Genomic DNA, 19,687 nt, shown 5'->3' with positions numbered 1-19,687 from the left:
AATCACAGAGAGGAATGCATGATAAGGGAAGCTATTAAAAGTGATGTAGAATCCATTTTATCGCTTTACCAAATTTTGTTTTCGGAAATGGCATTATTCGACCCTGAACGTTTACAACCAGCGGAGCAGACTAGGGAATTTATTGAAAATGCGATTATTGACGATAAATTTTGTTTATTAGTTGCTGAATTTAACAGTGAGATTAAAGGGTTTTGTATTGCACAACAACAAGCTGCTGACCCTTATAACTGTGTTGTTCCTCGAAATTTTGGTTATATCTTTGACCTAGTGGTTGCTCCTAATTTCCGTGGTGAAAAAGCAGGGCAAAAATTACTAAATGCGATGAAAGCCTGGGCAAAAAGTCGACAACTAAGCCACTTGGAGTTGTCAGTGTTAGCGCAAAACCATAAAGCGATTAAATTTTATGAGCGAGAAGGGCTAACCGAGATCAGCCGTACTATGGGGATCGCTCTTTAGTTTGGCATTTAGTCAGCCTTTCCTTTCGTGTTAATCAATTTGCTGAAAACAGCACAAGATCTAAGCGGTGTAATATGGCATAATGCGCCGCTATTTATACCTGCCATACTCTAATGACCATACATAGAGTGTATTTTGCTGCTCAAATCACTATTTTGGGTTGTTTTGCACGCTGTAGTCATAGACCCCTAATCATCGCAGGCTATTTTACACCGTTTAATTTAAGGCATAGCAGTGTTAACAACGAACAATATCACTATGCAGTTTGGCAGTAAGCCACTGTTTGAAAACATTTCAGTTAAATTTGGCACAGGCAACCGTTATGGTTTGATCGGCGCAAATGGCGCGGGTAAATCCACGTTTATGAAGATTTTAGGGGGAGATTTAACCCCTACAGCTGGAAATGTGAGCACGACTGATCCAAATGAGCGTATTGGTAAACTTCGCCAAGATCAGTTCGCATTTGAAGAATTTACCGTACTTGATACCGTGATTATGGGCCATAGCGAGCTGTGGGACGTCAAACAAGAGCGCGATAGAATCTACGCCTTACCTGAAATGAGCGAAGAAGACGGCTACCGTGTGGCTGACCTAGAAGTCGCTTATGGTGAAATGGACGGTTATAGTGCGGAAGCGCGTGCAGGTGAATTATTACTAGGTGTGGGTATTCCTGTTGAACAACACTATGGGCCGATGAGTGAAGTCGCGCCAGGCTGGAAGCTGCGGGTACTGTTGGCTCAAGCCCTATTTTCTGACCCTGATATCTTATTACTCGATGAGCCGACGAATAACTTGGATATCGATACGATTCGTTGGTTAGAGCAAGTGCTGAACGATCGTAACTGTACTATGATCATTATTTCCCATGATAGGCACTTTTTAAATACCGTATGTACCCATATGGCTGATCTAGATTACGGTGAATTGCGTTTATTCACTGGTAACTATGATGAATATATGATCGCGGCAACTCAAGCACGTGAGCGTTTACTGGCAGATAACGCGAAGAAAAAAGCACAAATTGCAGAACTGCAATCTTTTGTTAGCCGCTTTAGCGCTAACGCATCTAAATCGAAACAAGCGACTTCACGCGCACGTCAAATTGATAAAATTCAATTGGATGAAGTGAAAGCGTCTAGCCGTCAAAACCCATTCATTCGTTTTGAACAAGAGAAAAAATTGTTCCGTAATGCACTGGAATTAGAAGCGGTAACGAACGGTTATGACCAAGGGCCATTATTCAAAAACGTCAATTTATTACTGGAAGTTGGCGAAAAAATGGCAGTTATTGGTGCTAATGGTATCGGTAAAACCACATTCTTAAAAACGCTGGTGGGCGAACAGCCTGCAACGAGTGGAATGGTTAAATGGTCAGAAAACAGCAGCATTGGGTACTATGCCCAAGACCACGCAGAAGATTTTGAAACGGATTTAACCGTGTTTGACTGGATGAGTCAGTGGAAAAGTGAAGGGGATGACGAGCAAGCGGTGCGCAGTATTTTAGGCCGTTTACTGTTTTCTCAAGATGACATTAAAAAGAAAGTTAAAGTGTTATCCGGTGGTGAACAAGGGCGTATGTTATTTGGTAAGTTAATGATGCAACAGCCAAATATTTTGATTATGGATGAGCCAACCAACCACTTGGATATGGAGTCTATCGAGTCATTAAACTTAGCCCTCGAATTATACAAAGGTACATTAATTTTCGTTTCTCATGACCGTGAGTTTGTTAGCTCGTTAGCGAGCCGTATTTTAGAAATCAAAGAAGATAAAGTAATTGATTTCAAAGGTACTTATGACGAATACCTGACAAGCCAAGGTGTGGTTATCTAAATAGAGTTTTTAGATTAGAAACAAAAAGCCCTCAAATTTTGAGGGCTTTTTAATGGGTGAAGTAAACTTAGTTTTTCTTCACAAACTCAGATTTCAGTTTCATTTGACCGAAACCATCAATTTTACAGTCGATATTGTGGTCGCCTTCGACCAAACGGATACCTTTAACGCGGGTACCAATTTTTAGCATAGAAGAGCTGCCTTTGACTTTGAGATCTTTAATAACCGTGATGGTATCACCATCAGCTAACAGGTTGCCATTGGCATCTTTTACAATCAATTCATCAATATCAGCTACAGGTTCGGCATCATTCCATTCATGCGCGCACTCAGGGCAGATATACATATCGTTATCAGTATAGGTGTATTCAGACTGGCATTTCGGGCAAGGAGGGAATTGCATATTCATACTCTCAGTAACTTTATCAAAAGAATAAACAGTGGTGATATTTAAACCATCAAGCACCACAAAAGAGAGATAGTATAAGGTGAAAGGGCAATTAAATTATTTTTTCGGATTATTCTTAATTTTGATGTAATAAAAATAGGAAAAAGGCGAGAAAAGCCTCGCCTGAATGATGAGAAAAGCCAACTTGCCCGAAAATTTAGCAGTTAGCTTTTAGCACAGACTTCACAATGCGGGTCTTTGCTAAGTTTAAATTGGCGAAAATCCATGGTCATTGCATCAAATAGCAATACTTTTCCTGAATTAACTTTCCCATAATTAGCTAATAATTTAATGGTTTCCATCGCTTCTAGCGTACCAATGGTACCGACTAAAGGGGACATAACCCCTGCTTCCACACAAGTTAAGTTATTTTCACCAAATAAACGGCTTAAACAGTGATAGCAAGGGGTGTTTTCTTCATAAGTGAAAACAGATAATTGCCCTTCCATGCGAATAGCAGCACCTGAAACCAGTGGTTTTTTTCGTGGTAAACACAAGCGGTTGAGCTGTTCACGAATGGCAACGTTATCTGTGCAGTCTAAGATCACATCATGATGCATAATTAATTCATCAAGTTGTGCATCATCAAGTTGTGCATTGACGGTGTCAATTTGAATATATGGGTTAATGGCAGCAAGTTGCGCTTTAGCTGAATCAACTTTCGGTGTACCAATGGTGACGTCACGGTGCAAAATTTGCCGTTGCAAGTTAGACAATGACACGGTATCGAAATCCACCAATGTCAGATGACCGACACCAGCAGCAGCAAGGTATTGAGTTGCGGCACAGCCTAAACCGCCAAGGCCAATAACCAGTACTTTGCCAGCTTTAAGTTTTTCCTGCCCATCGAAATCAAACCCACGGAGGATAATTTGGCGGTTGTACCGCAACATTTCCGGATCGCTAAGCTCTTGCACTGTTATTATTCACTTTTTAATAAATAGTTAAACATTTCGACTTCAACCATTTCACCTGCTTCAACGCGCCCACGTTCTCTTTCAAGGACAATAAAACAGTTGGCTAAACTAAATGAACTAAACACATGTGAGCCTTGGTGACCCGTCGTGGCGACTTGCAACTGCCCTTGCTCATTGGTGCTTAGAATTCCTCGTTGAAAATCTAAACGGCCCGGGCTTTTCTTCAACGCGGTGGTCACTGGAACCTTAAAGCGTAGCGGAGCACGCCATTGGCTGTGTCCTGAAAGGCGGGCAATCAGCGGTTGAACCAATTGATAGAAGGTGAGTGCGGCGGAAACAGGGTTCCCCGGTAGCCCACAAAACCAAGCGTCGCTCAGCTTACCAAAAGCAAAGGGTTTTCCTGGTTTAATGGCTAACTTCCAAAAACCAATGGTGCCTAATTCATCCAAAATTTGTTTGGTATAGTCGGCTTCACCTACGGAAACACCGCCACTACTGATCACTAAATCAGCGTGTTGGTTAGCTTCGATAAAGGTTTGCTTGAGTTTTTCGGGCGAGTCCGGTATTACCCCTAAATCAAGCACTTCACAATTAAGTTTTTCCAGCATCAGACGAACGGTAAAACGGTTAGTATCATAAATTTGCCCATCTGCTAAAGGAAGGCCGACGGCTTGTAGCTCATCTCCCGTTGAAAAAACGGCAACTTTAAGGCGGCGATATACGGTGACATCAGCAATACCCAGTGAAGCAATTAAAGGTAGCTGAGCGGTCGTTAGTAAGGTGCCCGCAGGGAATACGGCACTGCCTTGGGTGATATCTTCCCCTGCTTTGCGGATATTACTACCTTGTTTAATTGGTTGGGTGAATACAATACCTTGGTCCGTTTGTTGTGTAGATTCTTGCATCACAACGGTATCCACTCCTTGTGGAATTGGTGCGCCTGTCATAATACGTACGCAGCAACCTGCTTTTAGTTCACCTTCCATCGGGTTACCCGCAAAAGATTTACCTGCTACAGGCATTGGCGTTTTACCATCCCAATCGGCGAAACGTAAGCCATAACCATCCATAGCAGAATTATCAAATGGTGGAACATTGATAGGGGAAATCAGGTCTGTCGCAATGATGCGTTGTGCAGAGGAGGTCAGTGGAATGATTTCTGTATCTGTGACGGTTTTCGTTTGAGATAGTAATTTTTCCAATGCAACATCTAGAGAAATCAAATCGTTAGTATGACACTGATCCATAAATAATGACCCTCATTATTGTTATCTGCCTTGAGGCTTTAAAATGTGTTCGTGATGCATATTATGGCAGAAATCCATTAGTGGGTGAATGAATAGAAATTGATTACAGATAGCTTTTGGTTAGATTTAACGAATAGGGAGGCATTACCACAGACAAAATTACGCATGAAATGACCTATTTTTAGATTATTTATTGCGTTAATCATTTCAAGTTTATTCGTTTATCGCCATTCAAGGTTAAAACATTGATAAAAAATGTGCTACTAATCACCTTATATAAGGTGTAAAACCTTTTAATGTATGTATTCATTTGGTGAATAAATTGCAGGGTAAAATGCAAATATTTCACAGCGATTAACGATGTTGTACTGGATTATCTCTACCTGCTGTTTTAGAGTACCGCACACCTGCATTTTATAAAAATAGTTATACCATTTGTGGAGGATCACATGTCATCTCTGAGTAAAGAGGCCGAATTAGTTCATGCCGCGTTGGAGGCTAGAGGCCTAGAAACGCCTTTACGTATCCAGCCAAAATCAGGCGACGAACGTAAGAAACTGATTGAAGGGCACATGACAGAGATCATGACGCTACTGAATTTGGATTTAACCGATGACAGTTTAGCTGATACCCCTCGTCGCATCGCAAAAATGTATGTTGATGAAATTTTTTCAGGGCTTGATTACGCAAACTTTCCAAAAATCACTTTAATTGAAAATAAAATGAAAGTGGATGAAATGGTCACTGTGCGTGATATTACGTTAACAAGTACCTGTGAGCACCATTTTGTTACGATTGATGGAAAGGCTACGGTTGCCTATATTCCAAAAGATAAAGTCATTGGTTTATCGAAAATTAATCGAATTGTGCAATTTTTCTCACAGCGTCCACAAGTGCAAGAGCGCTTAACACAGCAAATTTTGGTTGCTTTGCAAACATTATTGGGAACAACAAATGTAGCTGTTTGTATCGATGCAGTGCATTATTGCGTGAAAGCACGTGGTATTCGTGACGCGACAAGTGCAACAACAACAACGTCATTAGGCGGGTTATTTAAATCAAGCCAAAATACACGGCAAGAATTTTTACGTGCAGTGCGTCACTTATAATTTATGACAGCAACGACGCCGTCAAGTCGCATTGGCCAACTTGACGCTGTTCGTGGTATGGCGATTTTAGGTATTCTTTTAATGAATATCTTTGCTTTTGCTTTACCACAAGCGGCGTATTTAAACCCTTATTACACCAATAAAACACCCGACTCAGAGGCTTACCTCTGGGGGATTTTCAATGTCCTTTTTCAAGGCAAAGTTCTCGCTATTTTTTCAATCCTATTTGGGGCAACCCTTGCTTTATTACAACCCCGTTCTCTTCGTTGGAACCGGTGCCGTCTATTGGTTTTAGCCCTGTTTGGGGTGATTCATGGGGTTGGTTTTTGGGATGGTGATATTCTTTTGGCTTATGCATTGACGGGCTTGTTGGTAACCTATCTGCTTAATCAATATGAAGATGGTTTTTTATTGAAAATAGCACTATCAATCTATTTGATTGGGTTAGTTATCTTGCTCGTGTTGGGTAGTAGTGTAGACCCCTCCGGTTTTTGGCAAACCTCTGATGAGCAACTGGCATTTGAATATGCGATACATACCTCAGGGGGAATGGATGGCGTGCTTTATCGAGCGTCAGAGATGCTCAAAATGGTTGAAATGTTGGTTATCCAATATGGCTGGCAATTAGCGGCATTGATGATTATTGGCGCACTGCTAATGAAAAATGGTTGGTTACGAGGGCAATTTAGCGCTCAACACTACCGCAAGGTAGCCTACATATTTATCTTGCCATCTATATTGGTCCAAATAGTTTCGCTATACATGCAAAGCCAATTCAATTGGAGTTATTTTTCAACATCAATCATTGGTTATATTATTAATGAGCTAGTTATTCCATTTCAATCTTTAGGATACATAGCTCTGGTGTATGGCTTTTGGACGACAGTGGCAAACAGCAAAGTCGCTCTTGGCTTGCAATATGTGGGGTGGATGGCGCTGAGTAATTATATTTTGCAAACACTAATTTGTACCGTGTTGTTTTATCAATTCGGCTATTTTGGTCAATTTACGCGGGTTGAATTACTTGTCTTGGTTCCCATTATTTGGGGAGCAAATTTATTGTTTTCTTATTATTGGTTGATGTTTTTCAGGCAAGGCCCACTTGAATGGTGTTGGCGCAAATTAACGAGAAAGCTGATAGGTAGATGAGTATTCATCTACCTATCAGACTGCTGACAAACATATTATGTTTGGCGGCAAGTCGAATAGGTTATTGAAAATAAACTAGGAAAATCAATTTATTGATTTTCGGCTGATAACACAAAGCGGGAAAAACCACGCTTTTATCCCGCTTTGTCAACAACCTCATAGGTAGATGAGTATTCATCTACCTATATCTACTTCAATTTATTGACTTCATCCGGTGAAACCGCCGGATAGCCTTTAATTCCTGCTGGCATCTTAATGGGGGCTGGGATGGATTCTTGTTCACCTAAAAATTTAGGTTCCCGTTTTAAGATATATAAATCCGCCAGAGCGCCTAGCCGTGCAAACACTTCACGCACTCTCACTCTATACATTCCAGAAGGTGTCGGAACTGCTAAACATTGTGCATCAATACCTTTATGTTTGGCGATAAAGACCGCGCGTTCACAATGAAAACGCTGGGTAATAATCGTAAAATTATCGGTATCAAACACTTTTTTAGTGCGTACTACGGAGTCTAATGTCCTAAAACCTGCGAAATCGAGCACGATTTTAGAGGCTGGAACCCCTTCTTTAATTAAATCTTTACGCATGTTGATTGGCTCATTGTAATTATGAGCGCCATTATCACCACTGAGGAGCAAATATTTAACTTTTCCACTGTGGTATGCCTCTGCTGCGCCTTTAATGCGATAGGTATAATAGAGGTTATTAACACCAGAGGCATAATATTTGGATGTGCCAAGTACCATCCCAACATCGCGTGCAGGCAATTTTTCTACATCTTCATAGATATAGGGGGCGGTATCCCAGCTTATCCAGCGATCAAGCAACATTATGGTCGTAAATGCGATCCCTGCAATAATAATAAGACCAAAAAACAGACGTTTCCTCATGTCCTAGCCTTGATAATAAAAAGTCATAATCCGAAATTGTCAGCCCCAATAGGCCTGTGTCTTTAGGCTACTTGACTTAAATTAGTGACGCAAGTCGCGTAACGTAAAGTCATGTCAATGTCTGAATACCAATCGAAGTTGACTAATATTAAGCCTAATAATTGAATTAAAATTAATCAGACATTGGATGAAAAAGATAAATCACATTCTCATTAAAGAGTGAGCGGCTTCACATCATGATAGTTTTTATAGAATGAAGCTATATATTATGAAATTTTAATTCTATATTTTATGTGTTCTGTGAAATATTGTTTCTTTGGCGGTTTTTTGTGAATAACAGTTCTCTAATCCGATAGGTGAGGAAAGTATGAAATTAACGACATTACTAGCCGCGAGCGCTGTGCTTGTTACAGCAAGTGTGGCGGCAAAAGAGTACCAAATCAATCATACCGATCAGTTAAAATCACTCAATGATGCGACTAAAAGTACTGAAGTCTGGGAAAAAGCAGAAGTATTAACCGATTTTACTTACCCATGGGAAAAGGAAGTGGCTCCCAAAACAGATTTTCGCGCTTTATGGAGTGATGACGCACTATATTTCCGTTTTATTGCAGATGATAAAGATATTCAGTTAGGTGATAACCCAGATAAAGACCAAGCGGTGTTAGATTCTGACCGAGTCGAACTCTTTTTCGCGACTAGCCCTGAATTAAAACCTTATTACACGGCTGAAATGGACCCGAAAGGGCGTACTTTCGATGCAAAAGCTAATTATTACCGTGAAGTTGACCCAAGTTGGAACTGGGAAACATTACAAACCGTGGGTGAAATAACGCCAAATGGTTATGTATTAACGGGAAAAATTGATTTAGATGAATTCACTAAACTCGATTTATGGCAAGACGCAGACAAACAGACACTAATGTGTGCCATTTTGCGTGGAGAGTTCAGCGCGGGTGAACCTAAGCAAGTGCGTAAATGGATTAGCTGGATCAAACCTGATTCCGTTAAACCTGATTTTCACATCCCATCAGCCTTCGGAACCTGTAAGTTCGTAAAATAGCATTATCGCCGGTGGCTTTTGTCACCGGTATTTTTCAATACAAACCTATTATTGTGAGAAAGATCATAACCCGCAATTAAGTGGTACGAAATTGCTGTGATTTGAATTGAAATTAAAATTCATTTAATGTATTTTTTAATGAAATTAAATTTCATGAGGGCATTTGAATGTCTCTAGCCGAAAATACTCTGAGTAACTGTCTACACAATGAATTCAATCAGGAAACGCAGCAGTTTTCACGTTTGGATACGCTATCGATGGTGAACGTCATTAACCAAGCTGATAGCACGGTTGCAGGTGCCATTCAGGCTGTTCTACCTGCGATTGCTCAAGTGGTTGACGCTGTTGCTGAGTGCTTAAAGCAAGGTGGACGTTTGTTTTACATTGGCGCGGGTACTAGCGGTAGGTTAGCCGTATTAGATAGTGCAGAATGTCCACCCACATTTGGTACTTCACCTGAAATGGTGCAATCGATTATTGCGGGTGGCCAAGATGCAATGCTAAAAGCGGTTGAAAATATTGAGGATTCAGCAGAATCAGCGATTGCTGAGCTAAAAAAACGCCAACTTTGTGCCAAAGATGTCGTGGTGGGCATTGCTGCGAGTGGACGTACACCATTTACCTTAGCGGGTATTGAATACGCTAATGAAATCGGTGCGTTAACGGTGGCTATCACCACGCGAGGAAGAGGGTTATTAAGTGACGTAGCAAAATTGGCAATTGCCCCCGATGTTGGCCCTGAAGTGTTATCGGGTTCGACTCGTATGAAAAGTGGTACTGCGCAAAAAATGATTTTAGGCATGCTAAGTACTTGTGTGATGGGGAGACTAGGCCGTATTCATACTAATTTAATGGTTGATGTTGTTGCCAGTAATATCAAATTACTGCGCCGCGCAGAACGGATTGTGAGTGAAGTCTGCGGTATTGATGAACACACCGCGGCAGGGTTATTAGCGCAAGTGGATTATCATCCACGACGCGCAATTTTAATGCATGAGCTACAAATTAATGCACAGCAAGCGACGGATATCGTTCAACAACATCCAAATACCACCTTGGATAGCATGTTAGCAATTACCGTTAAGTAATGGGATAGCATGTTGAAGAGCGGGTTTATTGGCTCAGTCAACATCAGGGGGATCATATGGCTAATAAGATAGAACATCTGGAAGTACTCGCCAGAGAAATAGAAAAATATGCGGGCGGCTTTGAGAACGTGGCAACATTAACTCATTGTATGACGCGTATCCGTTTAGTTTTAAAAGATAACAGTAAATTTGATGCTGAGTCCTTGAAACAAATTGAGGGCGTAAAAGGTGTTATTTTTAATGGTGAACAGCAACAAGTGATTGTTGGGATGGGAACCGCAGCGAAAGTTTTTTCGGTGATGAACAAACGTATGCAAGGTAGCACCTCTACGACATCAGAAAGTTCAGCACCGGCGGAGAAAAAAGCGTTTTCCATTCGCCGTACGTTGAATACGTTAGCCGCTATATTTGTTCCTACTATTCCAGCTTTGATTGGTTGTGGTCTAATTATGGGGCTAATCAATATCGTCCGCTTGGTTGCTCCGGGGGTTGTCGACCAATTCCCTGAGTTATTTAAGTTATTAAAATTGATTGGTAGCGCAGTCTTTGTTTATCTTTCAATTATGATTGGGGTGAATACCGCGAAAGAGCTTGGTGCATCTACCTCAATTGGTGCGGTCATGGCTGGGTTACTTTCGATGCCGGGGTTAGCGGATATCACCTTATTTGGTTCGAAATTAGTCCCGGGTAGCGGGGGGATTTTTGCAGTGCTCATGGTGGTCGTTTTCTCTTCTAAATTTGAAGTGTGGTTTAGGAGCATTATTAAAGAAAGCTTAGACCTTATCGTGACGCCATTTGTGACCATTTTAGTCTCTGCGATGGTCGCAATTGTGGTGTTCCAACCCGCAGGACATTACTTAAACCAAATTTTGGCTCAAGGTGTTTCTGTCGCTTTATTAAATAGTGGTGGTGGTGCCGTGGCGACGGGGGGGATCTTAGGTGGCAGTTTCTTATTCTTATTACTAACGGGTTTACATCAAGGTTTGATCCCAATTCACGCTGAAATTTTACAAACTTTTGGTCTGAATTACTTGTTCCCAATTTTAGCTATGGGGGGAATGGGGCAAGTGGGTTCGTGTTTCTGGGTTTATTTAAAAACCAAAAACCAACGCTTGAAGAAAACCTTAGTCGGTGCGTTACCTGTGGGTATTTTTGGTGTCGGTGAACCACTTTTATTTGGTGTGTCATTACCATTAGGTAAACCATTCATTGCAGGTTGCATTGGCGGAGCTGCGGGCGGGGCATTAATGGCGTTCTTCCATGTCGGGATCATCATTCCTTTTGGAACAGCAGGGTTATCATTAATTCCATTAGTGGGTGATGGCCAAATATTGGATTTCTTAATTGCTGTTGCAGGTGCATGGATTGTCGGGTTCATTGCCAGTATGATAATAGGCTTCACTGATCCAGAAAAATAATTAGAAGGAAAAGCCATGTCGACACTGACGGTAAAACTGGAAAGCTTGCAGACACGCGGTAAAGGCACAGAACAACGTATTGCCACATTTTTGCTGGATAACCGCGAAAGTCTTATCGCGATGAATGCAGCGGAATTGGCACAGGCGGCTGGGGTCAGTAGTGCATCTGTTATCCGCTTTTCACGCCAAATGGGGTACCGTGGCTATCCTGAATTTAAAGTTGATTATTTGTCTGATGAGAAGCAACACAAAGCAGAAAGTTTATACGGTAATCTGAGTCGTCACGATGATACCTCTCAGATTATCGCCAAAACAGGGCAAATGTTTATTTCGGCTATTGAAAAATCACTGGATTTACTTGAGCCCTCTGTCGTAGATACCATCGCGCAAAAAATGTTTCAGGCCAAACGTATCGTGCTGTTTGGTGTCGGGTCTTCAGCCATTGTTGCCAGTGATATTTTCCATAAATTAATTCGCATTAATAAACACGCACTGTTTAGTTATGATTTGCATGTTCAGCTAAGTTACTCGGCAAATTTGGGGCCGGAAGACCTAGCTATTGCAGTAACGGCGCGTGGAAATACTCAAGAAATCAATAGTATGCTTCGTGCTGCAAAAGAAACAGGTTGCCCGACAGTCGCACTGACACGTTTTGGTCAAGATGAAGCGATAAAGTTAGCGGACTTCGCCTTGCCTTATTTTTATGATGAGCAACATTCCCAATTAGGCATCATCACCCCCCAAGTGTTACAGATGATTACTTTCGATACATTATTTTTTAAATACCTCACGTTAGCAGATAGTGATGCAAATGAAGCATTACAAAAAGGGCGACGAGCACTGATACAAGGCAAGAGTTAATGATTGTAACGGAGTTAGCGATAGGCGCACTTATTGGGCTGATTATCAGCACAACGGGTGTCGGTGGTGGTGTGATTGTCTTACCGATACTGACCTATTTTTTTGGGCTAAATGCACTAGCGGCAGTAGCCACTGCCAATTTCCTTTCGATGCTAATGAAGGTTTCTTCTTCTTATATGCATTTTCGATTAGGCAATATCCCCTTTAAAGGCGCTATGATTGTATTAGCGATTATGTTGCCGAGCACATTTCTCTCAAGTCTGTTTGTTACATGGTTGGGGGGATTACCGGGGTATGAAAAACAAGTCGAGTGGGGTATTAACCTGTTAGTGGCTGCTGCCATTATTTTTTCGCTATATTTATTTGTTCAGCGAATGTTTTTTGTTTCGATCATCAAACAAGAAGCGGCAAAAGGGGATCAGCTAAAATCCATGGCTGTACCGGCTATCCTAGCGGGTGTTGTACTTGGTGCAACTGGAGTTGGTGGTGGGGTGGTTGTTCTCCCTATGTTGCTGCGCTATATGCAACTGAATATTAAGCAAGCAATTGGTACATCGATTTTTGTAACAACCGTGTTGTCTGGTTCCTCTGCTTTAGCTTATGCGCAAGATGGCTATACGGATTTAAAACTGGCGCTGATATTGTGTGCAGGGGCATTGATTGTGATGCCATTAGCTAAATATTTACTGGTCCGTTTATCTGAACGTACTTTCCAATACATTACATTGTTATTAATTATCTGTAGTGCAGTAATGATGACAATGAATTTATTCACTTTCTAGATTTACGCGTCCTATTATTGACGATATCAATAATAGGACTAATCTCTTACGAAAAAACGGTATTTTTATCGCTGATTAAGTTCTTTTGCCATTTCTTGGTAAATAAACTGGCGCTCATAGTTCAGGTCTTCGTCTTGTAGGGAAGAAAACTGGCTTAGTGTTATGGCCAGTAAGGCGGCAGCTATAAGTACAATGACACCGCTAGAGAGTAGTTTTGTCCGGACGGTTGCTTGGGGCGCAAGTACAAAAGCGCCACTAATAACAGCGCCGAGTACTGCTCCACCAATATGAGCAGCGTTATCAATACCTGACTGCAAACCATTGATGAGAGTTAGCGCAATCATTCCAATAATATTATATAGCGGGCGTTTTAATTGGTTGCGCTCTTCAAGAGAGAGGTTTGGGTTATTTATCCCTTTTAATAAATAAATTACGGAAGCGGCAGCTAACCCCATAATGGCTCCAGATGCGCCAATACCAACGGTAATATATACCGTGTTATCAGGTAAATATAAACTATTCCATGCATTCATTGACGCGCGGTTTGCTGCGGCGTTAATGGCTTCACTGTATTGCCAATAAGCGCTAAAAAATGCCGCGCCAATACCTGAAAATAGGTATATTGCGAGCATCCTAAATTTTCCATAGGTGCGTTCGCATTCAATCCCAATAACAAACAAGGCCAATGTATTTAAAGCAAGGTGCATACCACCTGAGTGCAATACCATACTGACTGGATAACGCCACCAATCCCCCGTTAATGAAAGTTGGTAAACATTGGCACCAAATAACAATAAGTTATTTTCTTGGGAATCGAGAGGGGCGGCATAATTGAGCTGGTAAAAATAAACAACAATATTCAGCACCGCAATAAAAAGCGTTAGGGCTATTGCCCATAGGGAAAACTTAGGTTTCTGTGGAATAGCAGCATTGAGGTCGCCAGTCATGTCAATATCCTATTAATCAGTCATGGCCGTTATCTTAAATAAGTGATTTGTTTAGCGCAATTTATCATTATCTGAGAAAACAGACATTCGTTTTTTCGGATCTATAAAAAACAAAAAAGGAGCTCTAAAGAGCCCCTTTCAATCAATACCGTTATGACAAATTAAAACGAAGTCCGTTTATAGGTACGGTACTCTGGTTTCCAGAAATTACGATCAATGGCTTCATCCAATGCGCTATCAGAGGTGACCGTTGCCACACCTTGGATCTGTGCTTCTTTTGCCACTTGTTTAGCAATAATGCGAGATACATCTTGAATATCAGACAGTAGAGGTAATAGCGCACCTTCACCATTTTTGGCTAGTGGCGAACAGCTGGCGAGAGCACGGCTGGCAGCCATTAACATGCCATCAGTGACACGTTTAGCACCAGAGGCAATCACACCAAGACCAATACCCGGGAAGATATAGGAGTTGTTACATTGTGCAATTGGGAACACTTGGTCTTTGTAAGACACTGGGCTAAATGGACTTCCTGTTGCGACTAAGGCCTTGCCATCAGTCCAATTGATAATGTCTTCAGGGCGAGCTTCGACGCGTGATGTTGGGTTAGATAACGGCATCACGATAGGACGTTCACAGTGCTTATGCATCTCTTTAATGATTTCTTCTGTGAATAACCCAGCTTGGCCAGATACACCAATCAATATGGTTGGTTTGGCATTGCGAACCACATCTAACAGTGAAATTGAGTCACTGTTAACATCCCAGTCGGTTAAATTCCCACTGTTTTGGGTTAATTTGGCTTGGAAATCGAGTAAGTTAGGTAGTTTATCGGTTAATAAACCAAAGCGGTCAACCATATAAATACGTGAACGCGCTTCTTCGTCACTCAAGCCTTCGGATTTCATCTGGGCGATGATTTGTTCTGCAATACCGCAGCCTGCTGAGCCTGCACCCAAGAAAGTCACGCGTTGGTCGCTTAGCTTACTGCCTGCGGCATGGCTGGCGGCAATTAAGCTACCTAATGCAACCGATGCGGTGCCTTGAATATCATCATTGAAACAGCATAGCTCATCACGGTAACGGGTTAATAAAGGCATCGCATTTTTCTGAGCGAAATCTTCAAATTGTAATAATACATTTGGCCAGCGGCGTTTAACTGCCTGAACAAATTCATCAAGGAACTCGTTGTATTCATCACCCGTAATACGTGGGTGACGCCATCCCATATACAGAGGGTCATTCAGACGCTGTGGGTTGTTGGTTCCTACGTCAATAACAATAGGTAAGGTATAAGCAGGGCTGATACCCCCGCACGCGGTATAGAGAGAGAGTTTCCCAATTGGGATGCCCATACCACCGATACCTTGGTCACCAAGGCCTAAAATACGTTCGCCATCAGTAACAACAATCACTTTCACATTTTGTTTGGTGGCGTTTTGTAGCATGTCGTCGATGTATTCACGATTTGGATAAGAAATAAATAAACCACGTGCACGACGATAAATGTCAGAGAAATGCTCACAAGCTTCACCCACGGTTGGGGTATAGATAATAGGCATTACTTCAGTAAGGTGAGCATCTATAAGGCGATAAAATAAGGTTTCGTTGGTGTCTTGAATATTTCGCAGATAAATGTGTTTATCAATATCTGATTTAAAATCAATTAATTGGCGGTAGGCTCGTTCAACTTGTTCTTCGATGGTTTCTACTTGTTCAGGAAGTAAACCATGCAAGTTAAAATTTGCACGCTCTTCTTCGGTGAAGGCGCTTCCTTTATTCAGCAAAGGGAATTCAAGCAAAATTGGGCCGGCGTAGGGTATGTAGAGAGGGCGTTTTGTTTCGTACTCATGTTCCATGAAATATCACTCTTCGGACGATTAATCAACAAAGTCAGGGTAGATCCTAAGCTAAACAGCAAATATGTACAGTAAATAATGATAAAAAAGCGTTAAAAAATTTACTGAAAAATATTGTGCATATGATAAGGAGTTTATGCGCGGAAGGGAATGAAAGCCGATAACGGCATACGCATTACGGTAGGTAGATCACGCTTAGGCAAATAATGAATGTCTCATCGTTATTTTTACGTTTTCAAACGTTAGTTTAGCTTTTCTGCGGGTTCAATTTTTTCATGTTTTTTCTTATTTTTAGTCAGTTACAGAGAGAAAAAACGGATTCAATGAAAGTTAAATTATATTTTTAAATATCATATATTGCTGCAAGTTTTAAATTTATATAAGTTAAATTTTATTTTATATTTCATTTTTCACTAAGGAGTTTTATGAATTTAATTAATGGGGTGTTAAGAAGTAAGCGTATTTATATATTAATTATTATGGCATTTCTAGGAGGAATGAATCATTCAAGAGCAGACTATAACCCAATCGAAACACTAAGGAATATTGACAGCTATTTCTATGAAAACAAATATGGTTCATCAATTTTTGGTCGAGTTATAACAGATTATTTTTATTTGGTGATGAAAGAAAAAAACAAAAAAATTAATAAAACATTGATAAACAAAATAAATTATGACCATGCATTAGAAATGCTTCAAGTATTGAAGCGAAAAGCGAAGAAACAGAGTACAGGTGAAAAAGTCTCTCATGATATGACTTATAAAGAAGCAGATGAAATACACTATCTGGTCATGTTACGTAATAAAATACCCGAAGAAGCTTGGGTTTTAGGTGTGGTATTTTCTGTATTAGATGAAAAAGAAAAAGAATTTTATTGGCAAAAAATTATGGCAGCTTCCGGAGACCGTGGCCATGAATTATCGGTAATATACAGCTTGATGAAAGTGATGTTAGAAAAGGAAAAGAAGGCCACTAAAAAACAGAAGATTATTATTAATAAATGGTATGAACGTATGAGTAAAACATTAGCTTCTGCTAAATCATAGTTTTCATTTAAATAAGTTTGAAAACTAAATGTTATATAAGTATTAAGGTGTCAATTATTATGAAATTATATTTTTGTTTAATTCTACCGTTATTATTATTTTCCTGCATTGTTAATGGCGAGAACCGCCCCGGTTTTGTCTGTGGGCAGTTTAATAAGAATATTATAGAAGTTCCTGGCGAGTATGTTTTTCCATTTGCTGAATATGAAGGGTATAGCTATTTTGACCCAAGGTTTATTGAAAATAAAAAAGGGTGTGAGGCTAATTTTAGAGTGCTGCCAATGCGAATGTCTTGGTCTGATTTGAAACCATCTAATGAGGTAAGTAATGATGTTAAAATTATAGAAGTTTATGCTGAGCTATTAAATGGAGACCCTGAAAAATATTTTAGTCATAAGAAAAATATATATCTAAATATGGGGGTTATTAAAAGGAAAGGTGAACTATATTATGATGAAGAATTAGAGTTGTATTTTAATGAGGTTTTTATTGAGTCTAAACATATTAATGGTAATAAAGTTTATGTCAATATAATAAAGTATGGTTACTATTGGGATGAAGATAATGGTGAAGTTAATGTTTTAATGGAGTGTTCATGGAGACAGTTAGATGATAGTTATCGGCGTTGTAAATTATTATCATTAATGCCTGAATTTGGTCTTAAATATAGTGTTTCATTTGAATTTTCAAATCTTGTTAATTGGGAAGCTATTCAAGACAAGGTAAGGCTATTTTTATCTGAATATATTAAAAATTAGGGGCTAAAAATATGAATGGTCGTGATCGTAGGCTGGGAGACTTAGAATTAATATCAATAGATTTATCTAATGTTACCCGAATTTTAATAGTTAGTAAAAATCCAGAGCTTATGTATGATTAGTTTATTTTAATAGGTGTAAGTATGAGATTTGAACTAATAATTAGTTATCTAATTAAATTTACAGTTAATTGTCTTATGCTATTAATCTCAATAAATAGTTACGCTGATAATCGTCCCGATTTTGTCTGTGGGCAGTTTAACGGAACGGTTATAGAAGTTCCTGACAAGTATGCTTTTCCATTTGCTGAATATGAAGGGTATAGCTATTTTGATCCAAGGTTTATTGAAAATAAAGAAGGATGTGATGCTAATTTTAGAGAGTTAACATTAATAACGCATTGGCCTTATATGACAAGTGTTGATCCCCAAAAAAAATTTCATCTTGAAATAGATGAAAAAACGATAAGAATTATATTGAGACCAATTAGAGAGAAAGATTATTCATTAACACAAAAAATGAAAAATTATCTAAATGCATCATATTTAGGAAAGCGAAGTCAAATATTTTATGACGATGATTCCGAACTTCAATATGTTGACTATTTTGATGAATATAATGTATCTGAAAAACTATATAGTGGAAAAAGAACTCAAAAGAAAAGAACTTTTTTTTGGTTCGAAAATGAAAATGAAAATGAAATTATTGCTATCTTAGAATGCTTATGGCTACCATTGGAAAATAAATATTCAAGTTGTAATATGATTTTTTCAATATCAGAAATAGGTATACTTGCAGAGATTAAATTTAGTTTTGATAAGTATAATCAATGGAGAGATATAATGAATGAAGCTAAGGTTTTTGTCTTCGGTTTTATTAAGGATGAATATTATGAGTAAAGATATGGCTAGTTTTTCAATTAATTATAATGATATCGCAAGTTTAAATGTTATTTTATTAGAAAGTAAATTTGCAAATTCTATGGGCGAAGAAAATTTTTCAAGTATACCTAGTGAGGATGTTTTTATAATTTAAAATATATTGATTTATTTCAACAGGTGCAAGTATGAAATTTGAAATGATAATTAATTATCTAATTAAATTTACAGTTAATTGTCTTGTGTTATTGATTTCCATAAATAGTTTCGCTGATAATCGCCCCGGTTTTGTCTGTGGGCAGTTTAATAAGAATATTATAGAAGTTCCTGGCGAGTATGTTTTTCCATTTGCTGAATATGAAGGGTATAGCTATTTTGACCCAAGGTTTCTTGAAAATAAAAAAGGGTGTGAGGCTAATTTTAGAGTGCTGCCAATGCGAATGTCTTGGTCTGATTTGAAACCATCTAATGAGGTAAGTAATGATGTTAAAATTATAGAGGTTTATGCTGAACCATTAAAAGGAAACCCTGAAAAATATTTGAGTTATAGAAAACACGTGTATTTAGATATGGGGTACCTCAAAAGAAAGGGGGAGTTATATTATGATGAAGAGTTGGATCTTTATTTTACTGAAGTGACTGTGACAATACGAAGAAGTATTGGTCATAAAGATGATATGTATTTTAATAAAAAAGGATATTATTGGAAGGAAATTAATAATGAAGTGATTTTTTTAATTGAGTGTGAATGGTTACCAATTGATGAGAAGTATCATAAGTGTTTTCAATATTTTTTGATTCCAGAAATAGGAACTAAGGTTAAATTTTATTTTGATGCTAAAGAATTATCTAATAGCAATATAATGAGGGAAAAAATACGAATTTTTTTACTCGACCATGTTAAAAATTAG

At 39.2% G+C, this 19,687-nt stretch carries 20 protein-coding genes; 14 read left to right on the top strand and 6 right to left on the bottom strand.

All coding sequences use genetic code 11. The annotated features are described in order from the left end of the window. Positions 1-18: 18 nt before the first annotated feature. Complete coding sequence (locus FVA72_RS15605; RefSeq protein WP_094962434.1) at positions 19-477, top strand: GNAT family N-acetyltransferase; 459 nt, start codon at positions 19-21, stop codon at positions 475-477. Positions 478-711: 234 nt separating this feature from the next. Then, positions 712-2,310, top strand: coding sequence for an ABC-F family ATPase (locus FVA72_RS15600; RefSeq protein ID WP_036957930.1), 1,599 nt, complete (start codon positions 712-714; stop codon positions 2,308-2,310). 67 nt (positions 2,311-2,377) lie between these two features. Here the strand turns inward: FVA72_RS15600 and FVA72_RS15595 are convergent, their stop codons facing one another. The 3 genes from FVA72_RS15595 to moeA form a co-directional block, all read right to left on the bottom strand. Further along, positions 2,378-2,713, bottom strand: coding sequence for a zinc ribbon domain-containing protein YjdM (locus FVA72_RS15595; RefSeq protein ID WP_004909208.1), 336 nt, complete (start codon positions 2,711-2,713; stop codon positions 2,378-2,380). 209 nt (positions 2,714-2,922) lie between these two features. Beyond that, the gene (gene moeB, locus FVA72_RS15590; RefSeq protein WP_172412275.1) at positions 2,923-3,675 is read right to left on the bottom strand and encodes a molybdopterin-synthase adenylyltransferase MoeB; all 753 of its coding nucleotides are present in this window, start codon (positions 3,673-3,675) and stop codon (positions 2,923-2,925) included. A 5-nt stretch (positions 3,676-3,680) separates the two neighbouring features. Beyond that, entirely contained in the window at positions 3,681-4,922 is a 1,242-nt protein-coding gene (moeA, locus tag FVA72_RS15585) for a molybdopterin molybdotransferase MoeA (RefSeq protein ID WP_004256562.1), read from the bottom strand. A gap of 449 nt (positions 4,923-5,371) precedes the next feature. Here moeA and folE point away from each other — a divergent pair, with 449 nt between their 5' ends. Together folE and yeiB are read left to right on the top strand one after the other, a co-directional pair. Continuing rightward, entirely contained in the window at positions 5,372-6,031 is a 660-nt protein-coding gene (gene folE, locus FVA72_RS15580) for a GTP cyclohydrolase I FolE (protein WP_004256561.1), read from the top strand. A gap of 3 nt (positions 6,032-6,034) precedes the next feature. Next, positions 6,035-7,180 (top strand): DUF418 domain-containing protein YeiB, encoded by a 1,146-nt coding sequence (gene yeiB, locus FVA72_RS15575; RefSeq protein ID WP_110591368.1) that lies wholly within the window; start codon positions 6,035-6,037, stop codon positions 7,178-7,180. A 188-nt stretch (positions 7,181-7,368) separates the two neighbouring features. Here the strand turns inward: yeiB and sanA are convergent, their stop codons facing one another. After that, on the bottom strand, positions 7,369-8,073 hold the full coding sequence (gene sanA, locus FVA72_RS15570; RefSeq protein WP_094962438.1) for an outer membrane permeability protein SanA: 705 nt from the start codon (positions 8,071-8,073) through the stop codon (positions 7,369-7,371). Positions 8,074-8,440: 367 nt separating this feature from the next. Here sanA and FVA72_RS15565 point away from each other — a divergent pair, with 367 nt between their 5' ends. The 5 genes from FVA72_RS15565 to FVA72_RS15545 all read left to right on the top strand — a co-directional run bounded on the left by FVA72_RS15565 (position 8,441) and on the right by FVA72_RS15545 (position 13,285). Then, a complete protein-coding gene (locus tag FVA72_RS15565) occupies positions 8,441-9,136 on the top strand; it encodes a sugar-binding protein (protein ID WP_094962439.1) in 696 nt (231 codons plus the stop codon). Positions 9,137-9,303: 167 nt separating this feature from the next. Further along, on the top strand, positions 9,304-10,224 hold the full coding sequence (gene murQ, locus FVA72_RS15560) for an N-acetylmuramic acid 6-phosphate etherase (RefSeq protein WP_004256554.1): 921 nt from the start codon (positions 9,304-9,306) through the stop codon (positions 10,222-10,224). A gap of 56 nt (positions 10,225-10,280) precedes the next feature. Further along, positions 10,281-11,642, top strand: a complete 1,362-nt coding sequence (locus FVA72_RS15555; RefSeq protein WP_094962441.1) for a PTS transporter subunit EIIC — start codon at positions 10,281-10,283, stop codon at positions 11,640-11,642. Positions 11,643-11,657: 15 nt separating this feature from the next. Further along, the gene (locus tag FVA72_RS15550; RefSeq protein ID WP_004256548.1) at positions 11,658-12,503 is read left to right on the top strand and encodes a MurR/RpiR family transcriptional regulator; all 846 of its coding nucleotides are present in this window, start codon (positions 11,658-11,660) and stop codon (positions 12,501-12,503) included. Then, positions 12,503-13,285 carry a sulfite exporter TauE/SafE family protein gene (locus FVA72_RS15545; protein WP_004256546.1) on the top strand — a complete coding sequence of 261 codons (783 nt, stop codon included), beginning with the start codon at positions 12,503-12,505 and terminating at the stop codon, positions 13,283-13,285. The genes FVA72_RS15550 and FVA72_RS15545 overlap by 1 nt, the downstream gene beginning before the upstream one ends. A 65-nt stretch (positions 13,286-13,350) precedes the next feature. Here FVA72_RS15545 and FVA72_RS15540 read toward each other — a convergent pair whose 3' ends face one another. Both FVA72_RS15540 and FVA72_RS15535 read right to left on the bottom strand, forming a co-directional pair. Continuing rightward, positions 13,351-14,232 carry a rhomboid family intramembrane serine protease gene (locus tag FVA72_RS15540; protein WP_094962442.1) on the bottom strand — a complete coding sequence of 294 codons (882 nt, stop codon included), beginning with the start codon at positions 14,230-14,232 and terminating at the stop codon, positions 13,351-13,353. 161 nt (positions 14,233-14,393) lie between these two features. After that, positions 14,394-16,091, bottom strand: a complete 1,698-nt coding sequence (locus FVA72_RS15535; protein WP_110591369.1) for an NAD-dependent malic enzyme — start codon at positions 16,089-16,091, stop codon at positions 14,394-14,396. 425 nt (positions 16,092-16,516) lie between these two features. On the opposite strand from FVA72_RS15535, the gene FVA72_RS15530 reads away from it, so the two are divergent. The 5 genes from FVA72_RS15530 to FVA72_RS15510 all read left to right on the top strand — a co-directional run bounded on the left by FVA72_RS15530 (position 16,517) and on the right by FVA72_RS15510 (position 19,687). After that, positions 16,517-17,140, top strand: coding sequence for a hypothetical protein (locus FVA72_RS15530; RefSeq protein WP_110591370.1), 624 nt, complete (start codon positions 16,517-16,519; stop codon positions 17,138-17,140). Positions 17,141-17,199: 59 nt separating this feature from the next. Then, entirely contained in the window at positions 17,200-17,898 is a 699-nt protein-coding gene (locus FVA72_RS15525) for a hypothetical protein (RefSeq protein ID WP_110591371.1), read from the top strand. A gap of 143 nt (positions 17,899-18,041) precedes the next feature. Next, positions 18,042-18,797 carry a hypothetical protein gene (locus FVA72_RS21590; RefSeq protein WP_175427129.1) on the top strand — a complete coding sequence of 252 codons (756 nt, stop codon included), beginning with the start codon at positions 18,042-18,044 and terminating at the stop codon, positions 18,795-18,797. Then, positions 18,790-18,933 carry a hypothetical protein gene (locus FVA72_RS15515; RefSeq protein ID WP_153673646.1) on the top strand — a complete coding sequence of 48 codons (144 nt, stop codon included), beginning with the start codon at positions 18,790-18,792 and terminating at the stop codon, positions 18,931-18,933. The genes FVA72_RS21590 and FVA72_RS15515 overlap by 8 nt, the downstream gene beginning before the upstream one ends. A gap of 31 nt (positions 18,934-18,964) precedes the next feature. Next, the gene (locus tag FVA72_RS15510; protein WP_110591372.1) at positions 18,965-19,687 is read left to right on the top strand and encodes a hypothetical protein; all 723 of its coding nucleotides are present in this window, start codon (positions 18,965-18,967) and stop codon (positions 19,685-19,687) included.

The organism is Providencia sp. PROV061 (assembly GCF_011045655.1).
GTDB lineage: Bacteria > Pseudomonadota > Gammaproteobacteria > Enterobacterales > Enterobacteriaceae > Providencia > Providencia hangzhouensis.
Note: the sequence above shows the minus strand (reverse complement) of the source record. Positions and strands in the feature narration are given on the sequence as shown.